Here is a 21,432-nt window from a genome sequence, read left to right on the forward strand (position 1 = left end):
CCCCGCCGCGCGTCAATTCGTCACCACCACAACGACGTACCAGCGTGCGCGAACGCGCTCGGCTACGCGATGCACCGATGTAGTCCGGCCTGACCGCAGTGGGCAGGCTCGTGACCGCTCGCGGCACGTTTGGGCGAGGTGTGTGGTGGTGGCGCTGACCTCCGCCGATGACATCGAGATCGCGGTCGAGGCGTTCGCCGGTGTACACCAGAACGTCAGGCCGGGCTTCGATGTCGCGGTTGTCTTGGCCGTGGGTCTCGCCCAACAGCATCAACCCGCCCACCGACGGAGTGGGTCGGCGGGGTCATAGGCGAACGAGTCGGGGCCCGACTACACTGGGGTCTCGCCGAGGCGTCCGGCGGCGCGCAGCGGGGCGCGGCCGGTGCGTGCGGTTGCCGAGAAAATGCGTTGTCAGCCAGGATAATTGGCCTCTCGGCACCGGGACCACTGTTTGAAGGATCACGCGGTGACCACCCCTATGTCCGGGATTCGACACTCACCGGATTGATCGGCGAGCTGCTACACCACTCTGACGGACGCAACCGTTCACCGTTGCGTGCATGTCTTGAGGTTCACGTTGCGTGCATGTTTAGCGTCGAGGTGCCGGATCGGCCGGCCGAGTTCCGAGCAGGAGGATGGGGCGTGTCCTGGTCTGTTGCCGAGATTGCCCGCATGTCCGGCGTGACGCCGCGCACGCTGCGGTACTACGACGAGATTGGACTGCTCTCGCCCGCCGGTATTCGTAGCAACGGTTACCGCGTCTACGAGCAGGAACAACTGCTGCGATTGCAGCAGATTCTCGTGTTGCGGGAGTTGGACATGCCGCTCGATGACATCGCGGCAGTTCTCGACGGGCAGACCGACCACCTGCGGGCGTTGCGTGAGCACCACGCGAGGGTGACCCGCAAGCGTGATCGTCTCGCTCAGGTGGCACAGACGCTTGCTCGCACCATCGAGGAACTCGAGATACAGAAGGAAGCAGGAGCTGTGACCGAAATCAACAGGCCGGAAAACCTTTTCGAAGGCTTCGACCCGAGCCAGTACGAGGCGGTACAAAGCGACGATTGGCCTGATCAGGAACAGGTCCAGCAGCGGTCGCAACAGTTCATCGACTCGCTCAGCGCTGAGGACATCGAGCGGATGCAGCGCGAAACGACCGCAGCGATGATTCGGATGGCCGAATTCATGGCATCCAACACAGCGGTCAGTGACCCGTCAGTACAGGCAGAGATCGAGACGGCGTACCAGCTCATGCGCGCGAGCTGGGAGCCGGACGCTCGTGCGTTCAAGGCGCTGGCTCGTACATATGACGATCCGGCCTACGCCGAGAATTTCGACCGTATCGCTGCTGGGCTTGCGACGTACTACCGCGACGCGATGATGGTCTTCGCCGACACCCGGCTCACCTGAGGTAGGCGGCGGCTGCCGCAGAGGCGGGCTGTGTCCAGGGCCTGCAGACCCTGAAACGCGGCTCGAGACAGCTGACGGACATCCTGCATTCGGCGTGAGCGTATGTACGGGTGGGGTGCTGGCGGTGTGCCAGATGTCCGCGAGTTGCTGCCCATGGGGAACCCGTAGCTGGCTGTGCACGGGGGACCTTCAGTGGCCGCTGTCGAGCAGTTTTCGGGCGTTGATGGCCCAGCGGATCGCGGTGGTGTCGGCGATGCCGAATACGGCGCTCAGGTGCAGTGGGTCGCCGCCGCTGGCGAGGGCTTCGTCGAGTTGGCGGTCGATGCGCAATCGCTCGAGCGTGGCCGTGAGGCCGCGCAGGTTCATCAGGAAGGTGGTGCTGACCGGTCCGGTGCGCAGCGCGCTTTCCTTGCTGATGAGCAGGTGTGGGTTGGCGGTGTGCGGCCACCGGGCGCGCCGGTGGTCGAGCCACTCGCGCAGCGCCTGGCGGGTCAGCTCGTCGAGCGGACGGGAACGGCCTGCGATGGTTGAGGTTCCCCCCTAATGGTGGACAGGGGGTTACGAGTTTTCAGGCAGCAACAGCGCGCAGTGACCGCTCGAAGGTGTCGGGACTTTGCATCCCGAGCGCGGAGTGCCGTCGGGCAGTGTTGTAGAAATTGATCCAGTTGTCAACTGCGGCAACGAGTTCGGCCTTCGTTGCATAGACGTGCCGGTAGTATTCCTCGTGCTTGAAGCTCGACCAGAACGATTCGGCGGGACTGTTGTCCCAGCAAATCCCAGTCGCGCCCACGGATCGCCGTAACCCATGGCGGAAACAGGCTTTCGCGGTCAGGTGAGCGGTGAACTCACCGCCACGATCGGAGTGCAGGATCGTGCAGCGGCAGCGCCCATTCCGCGTCACGACCGCAGAATCGATGGCTTCGGTGACCATGTCGGCGCCGATGTGGTCGGCGATGGCATAGCCCAGCACTTTCCGGGAATGCCCGTCACGGATCGCGCACAAGAACATCTCACCCTGCCCGCAGGTGAGATAGGTGATGTCGGTGAACCACGCCGCGTCCAGGCGGCCCTGGTCGAAGGCCCGGTCAACCAGATCCGGTGGGAACGACGCATCCGGATCGACCACGGTCGTGCGCACCTTGAACGTGCGTGGGCTGATGCCCTCGAGCCCGATCGAGGCCATGATCTTGGCGACGGTCTTCTCGGTGACCCGTTCACCTTGGGCGCGTAACTCGGCGGTGATCCGTGGCGCCCCGTAGATGCCACGGGAATCGGTGTGGACCTCGGTGATCTTCACTTCCAGATCCGCGCGCCGCTGCTGGCGAGGCGTCAGAACCGTTGCCGCGCGGCGCTTGATGTGCTGGTAGTAGCCGGAGGTGGAGACCTTCAGCAACCGTGCCATCCGGGTGAGCGAAAACCGTTGACCCTCAGGGGCTTCGGTGCCAGCGGTTTCGGCGATATCGTCGGGGCCGACCGAAACAGCTTCTGCTGGAACGCAATACTCGTTTGCGGGACCATGTCGTGGAGAAGCTGGAACTGGAGTGGTCGCCGGATCAGATCGCTCGACGGCTGCTCCTGGACCACGCCGACGATCCCGACATGCGGATCAGCCACGAGACCATCTACCGCAGCGTCTACACCACCAGATGGAAGCTGATACCGAAGCATCTGGCGGAGACGGCGCTGAGGACCAGAAGACCGATCCGCAAGAACAAACATCACAGCGTGAAAGGGCAATGGCGGTCACAGATCATCGGCGCGCGTCCCATCGAGGAGCGACCGCGGGAAGCCGAAACACGCAGTGCCGCAGGACATCTAGAGGGCGATCTGATTCTCGGCAGCAAGATCAGTCAGGTCGCCACCCTCGTGGACCGCAAAACACGCTTTCTGACCATCGTGCAGCTCGCGGACCGGCGCACCGAAACCGTCGTCGGCGCCCTGATCAGCCGCTACGCCGCCATGCCAGAAACGCTATGCCGCACCCTGACCTGGGACCGGGGCATGGAGTTGGCTGATCACGCTCGGCTCGCCGCCGCCGCGGACATCGACGTGTTCTTCGCTGCCCCGCGCAGACCTTGGCAGCGAGGGACCAACGAGAACACGAACAAGCTGATACGGCAATACTTGCCGAAGAAGACGGATCTCGCCGCCTATGGCCAAGCCGAACTGGACGCCATCGCCGACCGACTCAACAATCGACCGCGAAAATACGGTCAAGCTGCGTCCCGCCCTCGGCAGTCTCCGGGTCTGGGAGGCCGATACCGGTCGGCTCGACGAGCATATTCAGTCTCTCGTCGCGGCCGGATTGAAGTCGAAGGCGCGGCTGCACAAGGTCATCCTGACCGGCGTCATGGGGGTCGCTGTCCGCTATGGCGCGCTCGCGGAGAACCCGGTTCGCGATACCGCCCGGCTACGCAGACGCAAGACCCAGCCCCACACCATCGAACGGGACCGTCTGGACGGCTTGCGCGCGCAACTGCGGGAGTGGTTGGCCGGGAAGGAGCTTCCCGGAACCCCCGCCTATACGCATGGGCCGAAGCGGGATCCGCTCGTGATGTCGCCGATCTGATTCTCGGCTCGGGCGCGCGGCCGGGCGAAGCGCTGGCAGCATCGTGGGACCAGTTCGACCTCGATGCTGTCCCGGCGACGGCGACGGTCGTCAGGCTCGCCGGGAAGGGGCTGTTCCGCCAGGAGTGGGTGAAAACCGATGCCGGGCACCGGATCGTCGCGCTGCCGGAGTTCACGACGCGCATGTTGAAGCGGCTGCGCGACGATCCGGAGTACGGCGGGATGTGCGCGGTGAAGGCGCTGCGAGAGGTGGCTGGCAGCGTGGTCGAGGTGGAAGTCAAGGTTCCGTTGGTATTTCCCGGCCGTGGCGGGGTACTGCGCGATCCGCACAACTTCAACCGGACATGGCGGGCGGCGCGGGGCACGCTGTACAACGATGTCACGCAGTACACGTTCCGGAAGACGGTCGCGACACTGATCGCGGAGGCGTCAGATGCGAAGACGGCCGCCAAGCAGTTGGGGCACTCCCGGGAGGGGATCACCGAGCGGCACTACATCGCCTCACCCGAGCAAGCGCCGGACTCATCAGCGGTGCTGGAACGGGGTTTCGGCGGAACCGGGTGACGAACGCGGTGGGCGCGCGAATTTTTGGGATATTTTTGGGAACGGTCCGATTCGCCTGAAGAAACGACCACAGCCCCTGACCGGTACTGCCAGGTCAGGGGCTGATTTCTGTGCGCCATCAGGGACTCGAACCCCGAACCCGCTGATTAAGAGTCAGCTGCTCTGCCAATTGAGCTAATGGCGCGTGCACCGGTGAGCGGTGCGGCGGAAACCATAGCAGGCAGGGTCTGGAATGACCGAAACGCGCAGGTCGATGCGGTCAGGCCGAGATGACGGCGATGAGGAAGCCGAGCACCCAGGAACCGGCGATGAGGGGGATGGCGATCAGGGCTACGGGCCAGGCGGGCATTCTCCAGCGGATGGCGCGCGCTATCCACAGGGCTACCAGCATGAGTGAGGTGGCGATGCCGAACCAGGCCACGGCATAGGACAGGGGGAGGTAGCTGGTGTCGCCAGATTCATGCGTCGCTACCTCGTACACCGGAACGGTTTTCGCCGCGAAGACCGCCGTGGCACACGCGAGCGCGTAGATCACCACGGTGGCAAGGCGATCCGTCCAGCGCACCGGCGGCTGCCCCGACTGCGCCATGCACCCAGCATGACCGATCGTGGAATTCCCAAGGCCGGGAATGCCCGATACTCGGCGATAGACCACCGATGCCCATGGGTGAACGAGGTAACCGATGGTGTGCGCAAACCAGCCGATACCGCGTCGTGCCGGATCGAGTGCGGGTCCGGTGCTGCCATGACCAGTCGTGAGGATCTGGTCGGGTTCATCGATCTGTATGTTCCCAAGATCGCCGGCGGCTTCGTGAGATCGACCATCGAGGCCGCCGAGGAGTACTTCGAAACCGCGATCCTGCTGTTCGCCTCCGGGGACGGTGCCCGGCAACCCGACCTGGTGAACTGGATGGACGAACGGCGGTTGCTCAGCGACGAGGGTTTGTCCGCGCCGCCGGGCGAGGCGGTGATGGCCGAGGACTACTCCACCCGCCAGGGGGAGGTCGACGAGGAGAAGAGGCAGATCGACGAGCAGGGCGACGCGGTCCGCGACTCGGCGTTCGCGACCTTCGACCTGTCGAATTCGACCTACGTGTCGATCAAGGAGCGAATCGAACAGCTCGACACCGAACTCCGGAGCATCACCGAACGCACGGATACCCACGACGTGGACTCCGACGGGAATACCGGCGAATACCTGCCGCTGACCGCCGCGCAGAACATGCAGGCGCTGCGCCTGGTGCTGAACGCGGTCTCCGATGTCCACGCCGCGGTGGAGAACGCGTCGACGGAGAGCCGGAATCACGCCGACGACATCGACCGCTCGAATCCCGCACCGATGAGCTATCCGTCTCCCGTCATGCCCGTGGCGCCCTCCTACAACGGGACCACTCCCTGGACGCCGACCAACGCGAGCTACGTGGCGTCCGACGTCACCGATCCCGCGGCCCGCGCCCTCGCCGCGGCGCGGAGTCAACTCGGCGTCCGCGAATTCGGCAACAACTCCGTGAACGCCCCGTACAACATCAACGACGCCTGGTGCGCGTCGTACGCCGACTGGGTGTGGGACCAAGCCGGTCATCAGGTCGACTGGACGAACAAGAACTACGTACCCGCTATCTGGAACGATGCGCAGAGCATGGGGCTGGCGGCATCCCCCTACGACGCCGAGCCCGGCGACATGATCGTCTTCAACTGGGACGGCGGCAAGCCCGACCACGTCGGAATCGTGGTCGCCAGGGAAGGCGACACGATCTACACCATCGAAGGCAACACCACCGGACCGGACGGGGTCGACGGCGTCTACGAGAAGCAGCGCACCATCAGCTCCGGCCAGATCGTCGGCGTCGTGAAGCAGCCGCCCTCCGCCGCCGCGGCGGATCCACGCCCGGGAGAGCTGCTGGTCTGAGCCCGGCTCAGCCGATCGCGCCGCCGACCAGGAAATGTCCGGCCGCACCGGATATCACGATCACCGGCAGGGCGATGGCGGGCCAGAGCCAGGCGCTGCGCCGGGTCATCGCCGCCACCGCGGCAAGCACCAGGGCGCAGCCGAGGGCGAGGGTGATTCCGCCTCCGGCGATCACGAAACCGACCAGCGCTTGCGCCGGTGGCCGAATCACGGTGCACTGCACCGAGAAATCGCGCTGCGCGGTGCAGCGGTTGCGGATCAGGTCGAATGCCTTGCCGAAGAGGTCGTAGGCCCAGAAGAGGGCGACCACCACCCCGACCGCGTAGACGGCCGTCGCGAGCAGCACATCCTTCCTCCGCAGCGGCCTCGGCACGTCGGAATCCGCTGCGGCGCCGAGCTTCCGGGTCGCCGAGTCGTGGTCTGCCGATGCCGGATCGGAGGAGTCCGTGCCCTGCCGCGCCCCGCCGGGAGGTCGTCCGAGGTCTGGGCTCGCCCCCGCGCTCGCGGATTGCTGTGGGGCGTCGCGGAACATCCGGGACGGGCCCTGGGGTCGCGGTTCTCCCGAACGTCCCGGGCTACCGGGAGCAGCACCTAGAACAGGTCCGAACGGAGTACTGGCAGGTCCACTCGGACTTGAAAGGGGTCCACCTGGACCCGAAGGGCGTCGAGACGGCCTCTTCAGAGGTCCATTCGGACTCGCGGACCATCCATTCGGATGTGAATCAACCCCGTTCGGACCTTTCGGCAATTCGCTTGGACTCGGCGGCGGCCCGCCCGGAGTGCCGTGAGGTCCGTCCAGACCTTCAACACCCCCGTATGGATGCCCTCGAGTTCCTTCCGGACCCTTTCGCGTTCCGTTTGGACCACCTATCGGTACACCCGGATCACCGGAGCGGTACGGGGCGGGTCCGCGCGGCGGCAACGGGAGAATCGGCGACTGCGTCGGCTGCACGGGGTTGGCGTTCGAGCTCCCGGCACCCGGCTCCCACGGCTCCGGCGGCCGTCCCGGTTCCCGGCTCACCGGCCCGCCCGGCTGACGTGGACCCTGCGGCGGCCTGCCCGGATGCCGGGGCGCGCCGGGGCCGGGATGTGGTCGCGGAGTGTCCGGGCCGGGATGGCGCGGTTCGTCTGGCGCGGACATGGCGGGCTCCCCCGGTTGTGGAACGTATACCTTCCGCATTGTTGTCGGCGCGCGCCCGCACCGCCACTCCGATTCCCTCGGCGCGGACGGTTCCACGGCCCGGTGGTGAGCAGGCGTGATCGAGTTCCGTGCGGGGACGGCGACCGAGACGCCAGCGAACACCACAGACCAACGGCGCGCGGGACGCGAACGAGTTGCGCAAACTGACGACGCGCAGGACACGGTCGAGTTCCACGGCCCGACTGCGCGCAAGGCACGGTCGAAGTGCCACAGACCGGCGGTGGCAGGACGCACGCGGGCGCGCGCGCCGTGGTGAGTAGGCTGCCGGTGGTGAACGAGCACCCGAGTGCACCGGACTGCGACGCCGCGGTCGTCTACGCCATTCCCATGCGAACTCGCTTCCGCGGGATCACGGTTCGCGAGGGGATGGTCATCCCGGGTCCGCGCGGGTGGGGCGAGTTCTGCGCGTTTCCCGAGTACGACGATCGGGAAGCGGCGGGGTGGCTGGCCACGGCCGTGGAGCAGATGACGGTGGGCTGGCCGCAGCCGGTGCGGGATCGGGTGCCGGTCAACTGCACGGTGCCCGCGGTGGATGCCGAACGGGCCCGGGAGATCGTGGCGGGGTCGGGATGCCGTACCGCCAAGGTGAAGGTGGCCGATCACCCCGATTCGCTCGCCGAGGATCTGGACCGGGTGGCGGCGGTGCGGGAGGCGCTCGGCACGGAGGGCGCCATCCGGGTCGACGCCAATGCGGTGTGGGATGTGGACACCGCCGTGGCGCAAATCAAGCAGATCGACCGTGCGGCAGGCGGATTGGAGTATGTCGAGCAGCCCTGCCGCACCATCGAGGAACTGGCGGCCGTGCGCCGCCGCGTCGATGTGCGCATTGCCGCCGACGAATCCATCAGGCGCGCCGAGGATCCCATGAAGGTGGCGGTGGCCGGGGCCGCCGACGTGGCCGTGCTCAAGTGCACTCCCCTCGGTGGTGTGAGCCGCGCCCTCCAGGTGGCCGAGGCGGCCGGACTGCCGACCGTGGTGTCCTCCGCCCTGGAGACCAGTATCGGGCTCTCCGCCCAGCTCGCCTTGGCCGGAGCCCTGCCGAACCTCGAATTCGCCTGCGGCCTGGGCACACTCGCGCTCCTCACCGGCGATCTGGTGACCGACCCGGTGCGCCCGGAGGACGGCTACCTCCCGGTCCCCCGCACCCCACCGACTCCGGACCCGCGACTGCTGGAGCGCTACCGCCACCCGGACCCCGACCGCACCGCCTGGTGGCACGCCCGCCTGGACCGGGTGCGCCGACTGCTGGATTGAGCAGCATCCACGCCACCGAGCACCGAGCACCCGGCCCAGCGCGACCGCCCGGCGCCGGGATCGGCCTGCCGCCGATCCCCGCGCCGCGCTGTCAGCGACTCCCGACCGCTTCGAGTCGGAAGCGGTCGGAGTGTTCGGCGACCCACTGTTCGAAGGTGCGGGCCGGGCGGCCGAGCAGGCGCTCGACGGTGTCGTCCACGGTGGTGCCTTCGCTGGGCGGCGATGCGTACCAACCGATCACGTACTCCGCGTCCGCGCGCGACACCCCGGTGCCCATGAGCCGCTCGACGGCCTGCTCGTGGGTGATGCGGTCTAGGGTGAGCTCGCGCCCGACCGCGTCGGAGAGGATGCGCAGCCGCTCGGCGATGGTCAGCGCCCGGGGTCCGGTGAGGTTGTAGGCGCGGCCGGAGTGCCCATCCTCGAGCAGGGCGAGCGCCGCGACGGCCCCGATATCGGCCTCGTGTACCAGGGCGCTCGGATGGTCGTAGGGTTCCCGCACCACGCCTTCCGCGCGAATCGAATCGACCCAGGTCAGCGTGTTGGACATGAATTCCTGCGGCTCCAGCCGGGTCCACTCCACCCCGGATTCCGCCACCGCCTGCTCCGCGGGTCCCACCATGCCGCCCCAGACGACGGTGATCCGGCGCACGCCCGCCGCCACCGCCCGCGCGACCAGTTCGGGGCCGACCGCCGCGAGACCGTCGGTCACCGTGAGGTGCAGGCGGCTCACCCCGCCGAGAGCCGCCTGCAAAGAGTCCGGTTCGGTATGCGTGCCCCGCACCAATTCCACGGCGGGCGGCAGCTTTTCGGCCGCCGCGCGCGGATCGCGGGTGAGCGCCCGCACCTGCTCGCCCCGGCGCACCAGTTCCGCCACCACGTGGCGTCCGGTATTGCCGGTAGCGCCCGTCACCAAGGTCGTCATGTCGTCTCCTTTCGTCGGTTCCGACGCTAGGAGCTCAACCTCGGTTCAGGTCAAGCGCGATCGCTCAGTCCGCGACCAGGACGGTGCGGCGGCGCCCCGACGCGGCATGGCGTTCGGCATTGGCGTCCGCTGCGTCGGCCGATCTCCGGCTCGTCGGCTTTCGACGCCCATACGGTTCGACAGCCGTTGCCGCAGCCGGTGTTTCAAAGCGAGATAACGTCGGGGCCATCGCGCAGTATCAGCGATGACTCCGCCGTGGCGGAAGGCGATGGCACCCACGCGAATTCCGGTGGCGGCTCGCCCAGCAAACGATGCAACTCACCGATGGCGGCTTCGGCTGCCGCCCGGTCCGACGGTGCCGTGGACAACCCACAACGCAACCATTCGTCCCGTAATCGGAATGCGGCATCGACAGGTTCTACCAGGTGAATCCCGCGGGAATGAGACATCCGCGGGACTCGCGCGGGTTCACCGCGCGAAGGCGTCGTACGCCTTTCGAGAGCAGGAGGTCATCGTCCGACCATGACAGCGGATCGGCGGCTGGCAACCGTCAGAGACGCACACCGCAGCCGAGCATGGTGGTGCGCATGAGCAATGCGGCCTCCGGTCCGATCACACCGTCGATCAATTCCAGATAGCGGTCGCAGAATTCCGGGCCGTGCGGCGCGCATTTCTCCGGATCGGATTCGAGATGGTGGGCTAGTTCGTGCAGGATCACCAATTCGCGCAGTGCCCAGGCACTTCCGTGCGCGTGCAGGGGCACCGCCAGCACTGCTCCCGCCATCTCGTAATGCGCGGCCTTGGAGCCGGCGCGCGCACGCACCGTGACCGGTGTGGCGGCTCGCGGCCACCGCGCACGCACCCAGTTCAGGGCCAGCACCCGATCCACGTAATCCTGCACCGATTCCACCGAGGCGAATTTCCGCTCCACGGGCAGGGTCAGCTGGGAGCCGTGCAACTCCACCGTGCGCGCGCCGAATCCCTCCGAGCGCTCGAACATGCCGCGCACCATGGCTTCGGCGTCGTAGACCCGGGCGCGCTGGAAGTCGCGGGTCACGATCCGCCGCCGGGCAGTTCCCCACGCGCCGCGCCCAATTCGGGTGCGGTGCCCAGTCGCGCGGCCCGCCCGGCGCGATCGCCCGCCCGCCGCGCCGCGGAGGAGTAGCCCGCCGACGCCTCCGGGCCACGCCAGGTACCGCGCGCCTCGGAGGTCTGCCGGTAGAAGTCCGTCAGGGCGATCTCCTTGTCGCGCAAGGCGAGTGCGGTGCCGTTGGCGGTCCCAGCGGCGGCACTCGCCGCGCCGTCACCGGCCGCGCTGTCGCCCCCGGCGGCGTCTCTCACCACGTCGGAGCGCACCGCCTCCGTCTCCACCTCGGATTTCACCTCGGCGAGGCGACGGCCGATGCGGGCGGCGAAGGCCATCTGGAAGTTCAGCCGCGCGGTCACCGCCGCCACCGGGGCCCGCACCCGCGTGCGCACCGTGCGCCCGAAGCGTTTCTCGGTGACCACCTTCTCGACGGTCCCGGATTTGTACGCCCCCGACTTGATGTACTGGTCCGATGCCCGCACCATCTGGATGAGCAGACTGGCGTACAGCGCCTCGCAGGTGTCGATATCGCCGTCGAAACCGTAGGCGTACACCTGGGTGGAGGTGCGGGCCACATCGCAGCGCACGTCGTTGGCGGCCGCGATGGCCACGAAAAGCTGTACGTACGTGCGCAGTCCCCGCTTGCCGGGCTCGCCGATGGGGATCACCCGCTGCACCGGCGTCGGTCGGCGCTCCCGGCTCGCCACATGTGAGCGCGCCACCGCGAGATCGATCGACGAGCGGGTCGCCAGCCGCTGCGCGGCCGCCATGAAGGCTTCCGCCTCGTGCTCGTTCTCGGTGGACTCCGCCTGGCGGAGCAGCCCCCCGATCCTGGTCAGCATCTTGTCCTGGGAAGACATCGGGCCCAGCCTAGCTGGCGGTATCGACAGCGATCGGCCCTGGAATGCGTGAGGTAGTTCCGGCGCGAGATCACCCGACCATGTATCTTCCCTTGTGCAAACGGCTGAGTGTGCCGCCGCTCACGTCTCGAACCCCTGGAGTTACCGCGATGGCTTTGAAGAAGGTGTCGTCCCTACGTAAGTCGCTCATGCCACGAGCCGCATTGGCGGCCGCGGGTGCGGCGTTGCTGACGGCGACATTCGCCACCGGCTGCTCGAGCGACAGCGGTAGTGATGCCGCCTCGGAGAACCTCACCGGGCGCGGACCGATCACCTACGTCGAGGGCAAGGACACCACCGACACCGGTGCGGTCAAGCAGCTCATCGACCGCTGGAACGCCGCGCACCCGGATGAGCTGGTGACGTTCAAGGAGCAGTCGAACGACGCCTCCCAGCAGTACGACGACCTCAAGCAGCATCTGCAGGCCAAGTCCGCGGACTACGACGTGGTCGCCCTGGACGTGCCGTGGACCGCCGAGTTCGCCGCGAAGGGCTGGATCCAGCCGCTGCAGGACTCCTTCGCCATCGACACCTCGACGCTGCTGTCCCCGCCGGTCGCGAGCGCCACCTACAACGGCACCCTGTACGCCGCGCCGCGCAATACCAACGGCGGCCTGCTGTTCTACCGCACCGACCTGGTGCCCAACCCGCCCAAGACCTGGTCGGAGATGCTGTCCATGTGCCCGGTCGCGCGGGAGAACAATATCGGCTGCTACGCCGGTCAGCTCGCGCCCTACGAAGGTCTGACCGTGAACACCGCCGAGGTGATCAACGCCTACGGCGGCACCTTCGTCGGCCCGGACGGCAAGACCCCGACCGTCGACAGCGCGGAGTCGCGCGCCGGTCTGTCGGTGCTGGTGGACGCCTACAAGAACGGTGACATCCCGAAGGAGGCCATCTCCTTCACCGAGACCGAGTCGCAGAACGCGTTCGCCCAGGGCAACCTGATGTTCCTGCGCACCTGGCCGTCGTTCTACGGCATCGCCGGCGGCGAGGGCTCCGCGGTGATCGGCAAGTACGGGGTGGCCCCGCTGCCCGGCAAGGACGGCGTCGGCGCTTCCACCCTCGGTGGCTACAACGCCGCCATCAGCGCCTACTCCGAGAACAAGGCCACCGCGCTCGACTTCCTGCGCTTCCTGATCAGCGAGGACGCCCAGCACATCGTCGCCTCCGGCGCGCTGCCGTCGGTGCGGGCCTCCATGTACGACGATCCGGCACTCATCGCCAAGATGCCGTACCTGCCCGCGCTCAAGGAATCCATCGCCTCGGCGGTGCCGCGTCCGGTGACGCCGTTCTACCCGGCCGTCTCGAAGGCCGTGCAGGACAACGCTTATGCTGCCCTGGAGGGACGCAAGACCGTCGACGAGGCGATTACGGGGATGCAGCAGGGCATCGAGACCGCCGGGTCGTAACCGATTCGGCGGTGTTGGAGTCCACCGCGCTGTCCCGTAGCTAACCGAGTCAGTCCCGTAGGAGAGAAATACGGTGTCACGTCCTTCGGGAGCGACCGATGTCGCGACGCCCAGCCCGAAAGAACCAGCCACCGAACCGGTGCAGAGGAAGCGGTCCAGCCGCAATGTCTTCGCCGGCTCGGGCCGGGCCTGGCTGTTCGTCGCACCGGTGCTGATCACCCTGGCCGTCGTGATCGGCTACCCGGTGGTCCAGGCCGTGATCATGTCCTTCCAGAAGGACTCCGGCCTGGACCCGTCCACCGGCATGTTCGTCGAGGGCGGCAGCGCCGGGCTGGAGAACTACACGCACTGGCTGCTCCAGCAGTGCCGCGATTCGCTCGGCAACACCGTCTCCTGCCCCACCGGCAACCTGGGTTCGGCGTTCTGGCTGGCCATCGGCGTCACGCTGTTCTTCACCGTGGTCACCGTGAGCCTGGAGGTGCTGGTCGGCCTGGGCATGGCCATGATCATGGGCAAGACCTTCGCCGGGCGCGGCCTGCTGCGCGCGGCGGTGCTCATTCCGTGGGCCATCCCCACCGCCGTCACCGCGCGGCTGTGGGAGTTCATGTTCCAGTACGACGGCGTGGTCAACCGCGTGCTCGGCACCAGCATCCTGTGGACCGCGGAGGAGTGGCCGTCGCGGTTCGCGGTCATCGCGGCCGACGTGTGGAAGACCGCTCCGTTCATGGCGCTGCTCATCCTGGCCGGACTCCAGGTGATTCCGGACGGGGTGTACGAGGCGGCCCGCGTGGACGGCGCGTCGGCGTGGCAGCGGTTCGTGCACATCACGCTGCCGCTGCTCAAGCCCGCGCTCATGGTGGCGATCCTGTTCCGCACCATGGACGCGCTGCGCATGTACGACCTGCCCGCCATCATGACCATGAACAACCCCAATACCCGCACCATCTCCATGCTGGTGGTGGATCAGGTGCGACAGGGGCCCAATAGCGCGGCGGCGCTGTCGATGATCACCTTCCTGTTGATATTCGCGGTGGCGTTCGTGCTGGTGAAGTTCCTGGGGGCCAATGCGGTTCGCACCCAGGAAGAGCAGCGGGAGGCGCACTGATGACGACGGCCACCGCTACACCGCGGGTGCGGCAGACGACCCCGTGGGTCAAGCGGCTCACCAACGGCCGGGTCTATCTGGGCGCGCTGATCATCCTGATCTGGGGGCTGGGGCCGTTCTACTGGATGGTCGTCACGGCGCTGCGCGATCCGGCCTACACCTTCGACAACACGCCGTGGCCCACCCATGTGACCTTCGAGAACTTCCGCAACGCCTTCGACACCAGTCGCGGCAACGACTTCGGGCGGGCGCTGGTCAACAGCGTCATCATCGGGTCGGTCACCACGGTCATCGCGCTCGTCGTCGGCGTCATGGCGGCGTACGCGCTGGCGCGGCTGGCGTTCAAGGGCAAGTACCTGGTGGCGGGGCTGATCCTGTCGGCGTCCATGTTCCCGGTGGTGGTGCTGGTGACCCCGCTGTTCCAGCTGTTCACCGATATCGGGTGGATCGGGCAGTACCAGGCCATGATCATCCCGAACATCTCGTTCGTGCTGCCCATGACGGTGTACATCCTGGCGTCGTTCTTCAGTGACCTGCCCTGGGAGCTGGAGGAGGCCGCGCGCATCGACGGCGCGTCACGCTTCCAGGCGTTCCGCCTGATCATGCTGCCGCTGGCCGCGCCGGCCGTATTCACCACGGCCATCCTGGCCTTCATCGCGGCGGTCAACGAGTACCTGCTGGCGCGGCTGCTCTCCTCGGACAAGACCGAGCCGGTGACGGTCGCGGTGGCCCGGTTCTCCGGTAACGATCCGCAGGTCCAGCCCTACGCGGCGATCATGGCGGCGGGCACCATCGTCACCATTCCGCTGGTGATCATGGTCCTGATGTTCCAGCGCCGCATCATCTCCGGTCTCACCGCGGGCGGCGTCAAGAGCTGAGCCCGGATCCGGGTCGCGTCCACTAGCATGGGTCGCGCCGCACGCTGGGCCGCGGCGCTTCTCCCGTACGCAGGCTTTGTCGACGCTCCGGAAGGAGATGCTCGTGAGCTCGTTCCGTCCGCGCGGCCGCAATCCGGAGCCGCCGCCGTATTCCAGTATGGCCGGATGGAACGAACTGGCGACGGTCACCTCGCGACGGCAGGCACAGCACCGGAGTGCGCGGCCGCGGCGGCGGGCACCGGCCGAGGGCGGAGCGCGGCGACCGCGCCGGACGCGCGGGCAGCGGATCCTGCGGGTGCTGCTGTCGCTGTTCATGATCTTCGTGGCGGTGCCGGCGCTGCTGTTCGGGCTGGCGTACTGGAGCGCCGAGATTCCCGATCCGAACGCGGTGCAGACCAATCAGATCGCCACCATCCTCGCCGCCGACGGCACCTCGGTCATCGCGAAGGTGGTGCCACCGGAGGGCAATCGGCTGCCGATCCCGCTCGCCGACGTGCCGGAGCACATGCGCTTGGCCATGCTCTCGGCCGAGGACCGCGACTTCTACACCAATCCGGGCTATTCGCTGTCGGCCTTCGTGCGCGCCGCACGCGACAATCTCACCGGACGCGAGGACGCGGGTGGTGGCTCGACCATTACCCAGCAGTACGTGAAGAACGCCTTCCTGAGCTCCGAGCGGACCCTGAACCGCAAAATGCGCGAACTCATCATCTCCGCCAAAATGGCCCGCCAGTGGACCAAGGACGACATTCTCGCCGCCTATCTGAACACCATCTATTACGGGCGCGGCGCGTACGGAATCGCCGCCGCCGCCAAGGCGTACTTCGAGAAGCCGGTCCCCGAACTCACCCTCGCCGAGAGCGCGGTGCTGGCCGCGCTGGTGCGCACCCCCTCGATCCTGGACCCTGAGACCCATCTCGACGATCTGAAGTACCGCTGGGCCTATGTGCTCGACGGCATGGTGGAAATGGGGGTGCTGCCGAGCGCCGAGCGCGCGGCGGTGCGGTTCCCGGACATCGTGCCCGTCACCCGATTGGTCGACGACAATTCCGCGCGCGGTCCGGAGGGGCTCATCCGGGCCCAGGTGCTGCGCGAGCTGCGCGCCGCCGGGATCAGCGAGCACGAACTCAATACCGGTGCGCTGCAGATCGTCACGACCATCGACGCCCGTGCCCAGCAGGCGGCGCTGGCGGCGGTCGGGGATGCACTCGGCGGACAGCCCGCGGAACTGCGCACCGCGGTGGTCTCCATCGATCCGCGCAGCGGCGCGGTGCGCGCCTACTACGGCGGCGCGGACGGGACCGGCTTCGATTTCGCGCAGGCCCCGCTGCAAACCGGTTCGGCCTTCAAGACTTTCGCGGTGCTGGCGGCGCTACAGCAGGGCATCACGCTGGGCTACAAGATCGACAGCTCGCCCATCACCGTGAACGGGGAGAAGGTCCACAACGTCGGCGACGAGAGCTGCGGCACCTGTTCGATGGCCGAGGCGTTCAAACGCTCGCTCAACACCAGCTTCTACCGGCTGTCGCAGGCACTGTTCGCGGGGCCGAAGGCCATTGCCGACGCCGCGCACCAGGCCGGTATCCCACAGGAGATTCCCGGGGTGCCCGGTAAGACCCTGTCGGAGAACGGCGGTCCGCCGCTGCCCGCCATCGTGCTCGGGGCGTATTCGGTGCGGCCCATCGACATGGCGTCGGCGTACGCGACCATCGCGGCGCACGGCGCTTATCGCACACCATATTTCGTGCAGCGGGTGATCACCGGCGACGGTCGGGTGCTGCTGGACCGCGAGGACGGCGCGGCGCCGCCGCAACAGCGTTTCCAGGCCTCCGTGGCCGACACCACCGCCCAGGCCATGCTGCCCATCGCCGCCTACTCCAATGGCCACGCCCTCGCCGGCGGGCGGCCCTCGGCGGCCAAGACCGGCACCACGCAGTTGGGGGAGACCGGGCAGAACAAGGATGCCTGGATGGTCGGCTTCACGCCGTCGCTGTCCACCGCGGTGTGGGTGGGAACCGAACAATCCCAGCCTATTCGGACAGCGGGGGGTGCGGCCGTCTACGGGTCCGGACTGCCCGCGGATATCTGGAAGCAGACCATGGACGGGGCGCTGGTCGGTACACCGGTGGAACAATTTCCCCACCCGGTGCCCTATGAAGACTCGTCAGAGTCGAGCGGATTCGACATACTCGATCCGCAGCAGGGCGCACAACAGGCACCGGTCGTGGTCATCCCGCCCGCGCCGCCACCGCGGCAGGTCGAGATATTCCCGGGCCTCAGCATCCCGGTACCCGGCTGATGTGGACACAGGTGTTGATCATGGAAAACGGTTAGCGGACCCATTCGGACCAACCCCCCGATATGGTGGAAACCGCCACCGGTGCCAACCGCCGGAACGGGCGGTGGCAGGATGCGGGTGGAGTAGACGCGGGTGGGATACAGCACGAGACATAGGGGCGACGCCGGTGGAATTCAATGTCGTTGAACGCCACGAAACGCTGGTAGCCGGAACGGTGCTACGCAGTCCGGCGCTCGCGGTCGAGGGACCGCGCCGCGCGAAGGTCGAGGAGGCGTGGAAGCGCAACCTCTCCCGCAACCTGCCCGGACCTCCGGCCACCGCGTATGTCGACCACGCGCCCGAGATCGGCTCGTATCTGACCCATATCGTCGGCTACCGCTGCGAGACCCTCGCCGACCTGGAGCCGGGCGACGTCATGGCTCGCATCCCGGCCGGCGTCTTCGCGCGGTTCACCCGCAGCGGGGACAATCTGGGCGACACCATCGTGTCGATCTGGCGGGCGGTGTGGGACCTGGAGGCGAGCGGCGCCATCACCCGCGCGTACACCGGGGATTTCGAGCACTATCCGGATATGCACACCGTGGAGGTGTTCGTGGCGCTCGATCCGAACTCGGCCGACGGCCGGGACAAGGCGTAGGGGGATGACCGTGGACTTCGAAATCGTCATCCTGGACGAGGCACTCATCGGCGGGCTGACGGTGCCGCTGGCCGGACGCGAGGTCACCGCACGCGACCTCGATCTGGTGAACTTCACCTGGGACCGCTATCTGTCCCGGGAGAAGCGTGCCGACCGCGTGGCGGCCTACATCGGGCAGAACGATCACGCCGTGGCGGTGTTGGGCTACGAACTCACCGATCTCGACCAGCTCGACGTCGGCGACGTGCTGACCCGCATCCCGTCCGGCCGCTACGCCAAATTCGTGGTGACCGACAAGCCGTACGATCTGCTCCGCACCGCCTGGGCCAAGGTCGCCAAGGCGGAGAGCGCCGGCAAGATCACGCGCTCGCACACCGCGGAGGTCGAGCGCTACACCGGCCCGGCGTCGGTGGAGGTGTACGTCTCGCTCGACTGAGGGAGCGGGCCGCATCGAGCACCGGGTTCGGCCCCGCGATCGGATCGCCGGGCCGGACGAGCCGAAGCCCCGGCCGGACGGATCCGACCGGGGCTTCGTTCAGTTACGGGATGCGAGCGGGGCGCTAGTCCGCGCCGATGATGAACGCCTCCAGCTGCGCGCGGGCGACATCGTCGGCCAGCTGCTGCGGCGGGGACTTCATCAGGTAGGCGGAGGCCGGGATGACCGGTCCGCCGATGCCGCGGTCCTTGGCGATCTTGGCGGCGCGCACGGCGTCGATGATGATGCCCGCCGAGTTCGGCGAGTCCCACACCTCGAGCTTGTACTCCAGGTTCAGCGGCACATCACCGAAGGCGCGGCCCTCCAGGCGCACGTACGCCCACTTGCGGTCGTCCAGCCAGCCCACGTGGTCGGACGGGCCGATGTGCACGTCGTTCGCGCCCATCTCCTTCTTCAGGTTGCTGGTGACGGCCTGGGTCTTGGAGATCTTCTTGGACTCCAGGCGATCCCGCTCGAGCATGTTCTTGAAGTCCATGTTGCCGCCGACGTTCAGCTGCATGGTGCGGTCGAGCTGCACACCGCGGTCCTCGAACAGCTTGGCCATCACGCGGTGCGTGATGGTCGCGCCGACCTGCGACTTGATGTCGTCGCCGACGATCGGGACGCCCGCGTCGGTGAATTTCCGCGCCCACACCGGATCGGAGGCGATGAAGACCGGCAGCGCGTTGACGAACGCCACGTTCGCGTCGATGGCGCACTGCGCGTAGAACTTGTCGGCCTCCTCGGAGCCCACCGGCAGGTAGGACACCAGCACGTCGACCTCGGCGTCCTTCAGGGCCTTGACCACGTCGACCGGGTCGGCCTCGGAGAGCTCGATGGTCTCGGCGTAGTACTTGCCGATGCCGTCCAGGGTCGGGCCGCGCTGCACGGTGACACCGGTCGGCGGCACATCGGAGATCTTGATGGTGTTGTTCTCGCTCGCGAAGATCGCGTCGGACAGGTCGAAACCGACCTTCTTGGCGTCGACGTCGAACGCGGCGACGAACTTCACGTCGCGGATGTGATAGGGGCCGAACTTGACGTGCATGAGACCCGGAACGGTCGACGACTCGTCCGCGTCCTTGTAGTACTGCACACCCTGCACCAGGGAGGACGCGCAGTTGCCCACACCTACGATGGCCACGCGAACTTCGGTGGCGCCCCCAGCCGTATTGATGTCAGTCATGGCCGATATTTCCCTCTTTCTGTGGTGCCGCCTTGGTCGATTGCTCCGCGGCGATCAACTCGTTGAGCCAGCGCACCTCGCGCTCGCTTGATTCGAGACCGAGTTGATGGAGCTGGCGGGTGTAGCGGTCGAGCTGCCCACTGGCACGCTTGATCGCCTCCCGCAGTCCTTCTCGGCGCTCCTCGACTTGCCTGCGCCGCCCCTCCAGAATTCGCATCCGCGCCTCCGCGGGGGTGCGGCTGAAGAAGGCGAGATGAACGCCGAAGCCGTCGTCGGTGTAGTTCTGCGGACCGGTGTCGGCCAGCAGTTCGCTGAACCGCTCCCGGCCGGTCTCGGTCAGGTTGTAAACCCTGCGGGCCCGTCGCGTGGCGAGCCCCTGGGGACTCTGCTCCGCGATGAGACCGTCGGCCTGCATACGCCGCAGGGTCGGATACAGCGACCCGTAGGAGAAGGCCCGGAACGGACCCAGCAGACCTGTCAATCGCTTGCGCAGCTCGTAGCCGTGCATGGGCGATTCGAGGAGCAGCCCGAGGATTGCCAACTCGAGCACCGGGCCTCACCCCCTCCTGACTGTTCTCTTCAGACCTAACCGATGGATGCGATTCCAAACTATATCGCACCGATACATCTGTGTCTGATTGCATCCGCTTCGCTGCGGCGGTTCGCGGCCCTGTTCACCCCGAACAGATAGGTTGCCGCGACGGGATCGGGGCGTTCTCGCGGGTGCGAGTGGCCGCGGACGGACGGCCGTCGAGCGAGTGGGGAGAGTGTGGAGAGTCTCAGATCGGCCCGGCGAGGTGTGGGTCGGAGCAAGTACTCTGGTGCCGTGCGAATACAGCGGCAGGTAGTGGACTACGCGCTCCGGCGCCGGTCGCTGCTGGCCGACGTCTACGCGGGCCGCGTCGGTGTCGCCGAAGTGTGTGATGCGAATCCGTACCTGTTGCGTGCGGCCAAGTTTCACGGACGCGGGAGCGAGGTCACATGCCCGATCTGCCGGAAAGAGCAGCTCACTCTCGTATCGTGGGTGTTCGGCGACGGGCTGGGGCCGGTCGCGGGTTCGGCCCGCACCCCGGAGGAATTGGTTCGGATGGCCGAGAGCCGTGAGGAATTCTCGGTACACGTCGTCGAGGTGTGCCGGACGTGCAGTTGGAACCATCTGGTGCAGTCCTACGTGCTGGGCAACGCCCCGACACCGGCCCGCCGCCGCCGTGCGGGAACCCGCCGGACCGCCGCCGAATGAAAGGCCACACCGACCGCTGAAACGCGGAGCCCGTGTGTACCGAGGTCCTGTAGGGACACCGAACGCCCGCGGGCATACCCGCCCGAGCAACCCGATCAGAGTTATTGGAGATCCAGGCTGTGAATTCGCCCTATGACGACGGACCGCCCCGCGGCCGCCCCCAGCGTGGCGGTTCCACTCCCGGCCCCGGCGGCTATCCGCCGCCCCGGCCGGCGGGACCCCCGCCGGGTGCGCGTCCGCCGGGCGCCGGTCGTCCGGGGCCGAACGGCGACCCGACTCGACGGGCACCGCAGCCTGGCCCGGGTGGCTATCCGCCGCCCCGCCCGCCGCAGCCGGGCCGCGGGCCGATGCCGCCGCAGGGCGGTCAGCCCCCGCGCCGGCCGGGC

General features: G+C 67.5%; 21 protein-coding genes, 1 tRNA gene and 1 pseudogene. 12 read left to right on the top strand and 11 right to left on the bottom strand.

The features are described 5' to 3' along the window. Positions 1-274 (bottom strand): hypothetical protein (locus tag QMO76_RS34945; protein ID WP_306365661.1); only part of this gene is annotated, 274 nt, incomplete at its 3' end. Between the two features lie 311 nt (positions 275-585). Here QMO76_RS34945 and QMO76_RS34950 point away from each other — a divergent pair. Then, positions 586-1,410 (top strand): MerR family transcriptional regulator, encoded by an 825-nt coding sequence (locus QMO76_RS34950; RefSeq protein ID WP_306365662.1) that lies wholly within the window; start codon positions 586-588, stop codon positions 1,408-1,410. A gap of 189 nt (positions 1,411-1,599) precedes the next feature. Here the strand turns inward: QMO76_RS34950 and QMO76_RS34955 are convergent, their stop codons facing one another. Together QMO76_RS34955 and QMO76_RS34960 are read right to left on the bottom strand one after the other, a co-directional pair. Continuing rightward, positions 1,600-1,776: a hypothetical protein gene (locus tag QMO76_RS34955; protein ID WP_306365663.1), complete on the bottom strand. Its 177-nt coding sequence runs from the start codon at positions 1,774-1,776 to the stop codon at positions 1,600-1,602. Between the two features lie 202 nt (positions 1,777-1,978). Then, a complete protein-coding gene (locus tag QMO76_RS34960; protein ID WP_306365676.1) occupies positions 1,979-2,869 on the bottom strand; it encodes an IS3 family transposase in 891 nt (296 codons plus the stop codon). On the opposite strand from QMO76_RS34960, the pseudogene QMO76_RS34965 reads away from it, so the two are divergent. Next, positions 2,866-3,606: pseudogene (locus tag QMO76_RS34965) on the top strand (IS30 family transposase); the annotation flags it as partial. The gene QMO76_RS34960 and the pseudogene QMO76_RS34965 sit on opposite strands and share 4 nt — an antisense overlap. A gap of 288 nt (positions 3,607-3,894) precedes the next feature. After that, entirely contained in the window at positions 3,895-4,542 is a 648-nt protein-coding gene (locus tag QMO76_RS34970; protein ID WP_306365677.1) for a tyrosine-type recombinase/integrase, read from the top strand. A gap of 111 nt (positions 4,543-4,653) precedes the next feature. On the opposite strand, the gene QMO76_RS34975 is transcribed toward QMO76_RS34970, so the two are convergent. Together QMO76_RS34975 and QMO76_RS34980 are read right to left on the bottom strand one after the other, a co-directional pair. After that, positions 4,654-4,726, bottom strand: a tRNA-Lys gene (locus QMO76_RS34975). 75 nt (positions 4,727-4,801) lie between these two features. Then, positions 4,802-5,131, bottom strand: coding sequence for a hypothetical protein (locus QMO76_RS34980; protein ID WP_306365664.1), 330 nt, complete (start codon positions 5,129-5,131; stop codon positions 4,802-4,804). 156 nt (positions 5,132-5,287) lie between these two features. On the opposite strand from QMO76_RS34980, the gene QMO76_RS34985 reads away from it, so the two are divergent. Further along, entirely contained in the window at positions 5,288-6,451 is a 1,164-nt protein-coding gene (locus QMO76_RS34985; RefSeq protein ID WP_306365665.1) for a CHAP domain-containing protein, read from the top strand. A 7-nt stretch (positions 6,452-6,458) separates the two neighbouring features. On the opposite strand, the gene QMO76_RS34990 is transcribed toward QMO76_RS34985, so the two are convergent. Beyond that, positions 6,459-6,797 carry a hypothetical protein gene (locus tag QMO76_RS34990; protein WP_306365666.1) on the bottom strand — a complete coding sequence of 113 codons (339 nt, stop codon included), beginning with the start codon at positions 6,795-6,797 and terminating at the stop codon, positions 6,459-6,461. A 1,125-nt stretch (positions 6,798-7,922) separates the two neighbouring features. Here QMO76_RS34990 and QMO76_RS34995 point away from each other — a divergent pair. Beyond that, a complete protein-coding gene (locus QMO76_RS34995) occupies positions 7,923-8,906 on the top strand; it encodes an o-succinylbenzoate synthase (protein WP_306365667.1) in 984 nt (327 codons plus the stop codon). 91 nt (positions 8,907-8,997) lie between these two features. On the opposite strand, the gene QMO76_RS35000 is transcribed toward QMO76_RS34995, so the two are convergent. The 3 genes from QMO76_RS35000 to QMO76_RS35010 all read right to left on the bottom strand — a co-directional run bounded on the left by QMO76_RS35000 (position 8,998) and on the right by QMO76_RS35010 (position 11,775). Continuing rightward, positions 8,998-9,828, bottom strand: a complete 831-nt coding sequence (locus QMO76_RS35000; RefSeq protein ID WP_306365668.1) for an NAD(P)H-binding protein — start codon at positions 9,826-9,828, stop codon at positions 8,998-9,000. 550 nt (positions 9,829-10,378) lie between these two features. Then, positions 10,379-10,888 (bottom strand): TIGR04338 family metallohydrolase, encoded by a 510-nt coding sequence (locus QMO76_RS35005; RefSeq protein WP_306365678.1) that lies wholly within the window; start codon positions 10,886-10,888, stop codon positions 10,379-10,381. After that, a complete protein-coding gene (locus QMO76_RS35010; RefSeq protein ID WP_306365669.1) occupies positions 10,882-11,775 on the bottom strand; it encodes a DUF2786 domain-containing protein in 894 nt (297 codons plus the stop codon). The genes QMO76_RS35005 and QMO76_RS35010 overlap by 7 nt, the downstream gene beginning before the upstream one ends. A gap of 149 nt (positions 11,776-11,924) precedes the next feature. Here QMO76_RS35010 and QMO76_RS35015 point away from each other — a divergent pair, with 149 nt between their 5' ends. The 6 genes from QMO76_RS35015 (at position 11,925) to QMO76_RS35040 (ending at position 18,581) form a co-directional block, all read left to right on the top strand. Beyond that, positions 11,925-13,226, top strand: a complete 1,302-nt coding sequence (locus QMO76_RS35015; protein WP_306365670.1) for an ABC transporter substrate-binding protein — start codon at positions 11,925-11,927, stop codon at positions 13,224-13,226. Between the two features lie 139 nt (positions 13,227-13,365). Continuing rightward, positions 13,366-14,331, top strand: a complete 966-nt coding sequence (locus QMO76_RS35020; protein ID WP_306365679.1) for a carbohydrate ABC transporter permease — start codon at positions 13,366-13,368, stop codon at positions 14,329-14,331. Beyond that, positions 14,331-15,209, top strand: coding sequence for a carbohydrate ABC transporter permease (locus QMO76_RS35025; protein ID WP_306365671.1), 879 nt, complete (start codon positions 14,331-14,333; stop codon positions 15,207-15,209). The genes QMO76_RS35020 and QMO76_RS35025 overlap by 1 nt, the downstream gene beginning before the upstream one ends. A gap of 97 nt (positions 15,210-15,306) precedes the next feature. Continuing rightward, positions 15,307-17,508: a transglycosylase domain-containing protein gene (locus QMO76_RS35030; RefSeq protein ID WP_306365672.1), complete on the top strand. Its 2,202-nt coding sequence runs from the start codon at positions 15,307-15,309 to the stop codon at positions 17,506-17,508. A gap of 166 nt (positions 17,509-17,674) precedes the next feature. Continuing rightward, the gene (locus QMO76_RS35035) at positions 17,675-18,145 is read left to right on the top strand and encodes a GyrI-like domain-containing protein (protein WP_306365673.1); all 471 of its coding nucleotides are present in this window, start codon (positions 17,675-17,677) and stop codon (positions 18,143-18,145) included. 4 nt (positions 18,146-18,149) lie between these two features. Then, positions 18,150-18,581: a GyrI-like domain-containing protein gene (locus tag QMO76_RS35040; protein WP_306365674.1), complete on the top strand. Its 432-nt coding sequence runs from the start codon at positions 18,150-18,152 to the stop codon at positions 18,579-18,581. 124 nt (positions 18,582-18,705) lie between these two features. Here the strand turns inward: QMO76_RS35040 and QMO76_RS35045 are convergent, their stop codons facing one another. Beyond that, on the bottom strand, positions 18,706-19,806 hold the full coding sequence (locus QMO76_RS35045; RefSeq protein ID WP_306365675.1) for an inositol-3-phosphate synthase: 1,101 nt from the start codon (positions 19,804-19,806) through the stop codon (positions 18,706-18,708). Further along, the gene (locus QMO76_RS35050) at positions 19,799-20,356 is read right to left on the bottom strand and encodes a PadR family transcriptional regulator (RefSeq protein WP_029930357.1); all 558 of its coding nucleotides are present in this window, start codon (positions 20,354-20,356) and stop codon (positions 19,799-19,801) included. Before QMO76_RS35050 ends, QMO76_RS35045 begins: the two co-directional genes overlap by 8 nt. A 276-nt stretch (positions 20,357-20,632) precedes the next feature. Between QMO76_RS35050 and QMO76_RS35055 the strand changes: the two genes are divergently transcribed. Next, positions 20,633-21,046 (top strand): DUF5318 domain-containing protein, encoded by a 414-nt coding sequence (locus QMO76_RS35055; protein WP_081592817.1) that lies wholly within the window; start codon positions 20,633-20,635, stop codon positions 21,044-21,046. Positions 21,047-21,432 lie beyond the last annotated feature (386 nt).

Source organism: Nocardia sp. CC227C (assembly GCF_030767025.1).
Taxonomy (GTDB): Bacteria; Actinomycetota; Actinomycetes; order Mycobacteriales; family Mycobacteriaceae; genus Nocardia.

Coding starts and splice junctions, on each gene's coding strand:
- QMO76_RS34950 (WP_306365662.1), top strand. CDS start 586: ATGTTTAGCGTCGAGGTGCCGGATCGGCCGGCCGAGTTCCGAGCAGGA.
- QMO76_RS34955 (WP_306365663.1), bottom strand. CDS start 1,776: ATGAACCTGCGCGGCCTCACGGCCACGCTCGAGCGATTGCGCATCGAC.
- QMO76_RS34980 (WP_306365664.1), bottom strand. CDS start 5,131: ATGGCGCAGTCGGGGCAGCCGCCGGTGCGCTGGACGGATCGCCTTGCC.
- QMO76_RS34985 (WP_306365665.1), top strand. CDS start 5,288: ATGACCAGTCGTGAGGATCTGGTCGGGTTCATCGATCTGTATGTTCCC.
- QMO76_RS35000 (WP_306365668.1), bottom strand. CDS start 9,828: ATGACGACCTTGGTGACGGGCGCTACCGGCAATACCGGACGCCACGTG.
- QMO76_RS35010 (WP_306365669.1), bottom strand. CDS start 11,775: ATGTCTTCCCAGGACAAGATGCTGACCAGGATCGGGGGGCTGCTCCGC.
- QMO76_RS35015 (WP_306365670.1), top strand. CDS start 11,925: ATGGCTTTGAAGAAGGTGTCGTCCCTACGTAAGTCGCTCATGCCACGA.
- QMO76_RS35025 (WP_306365671.1), top strand. CDS start 14,331: ATGACGACGGCCACCGCTACACCGCGGGTGCGGCAGACGACCCCGTGG.
- QMO76_RS35030 (WP_306365672.1), top strand. CDS start 15,307: ATGCTCGTGAGCTCGTTCCGTCCGCGCGGCCGCAATCCGGAGCCGCCG.
- QMO76_RS35040 (WP_306365674.1), top strand. CDS start 18,150: ATGACCGTGGACTTCGAAATCGTCATCCTGGACGAGGCACTCATCGGC.
- QMO76_RS35045 (WP_306365675.1), bottom strand. CDS start 19,806: ATGACTGACATCAATACGGCTGGGGGCGCCACCGAAGTTCGCGTGGCC.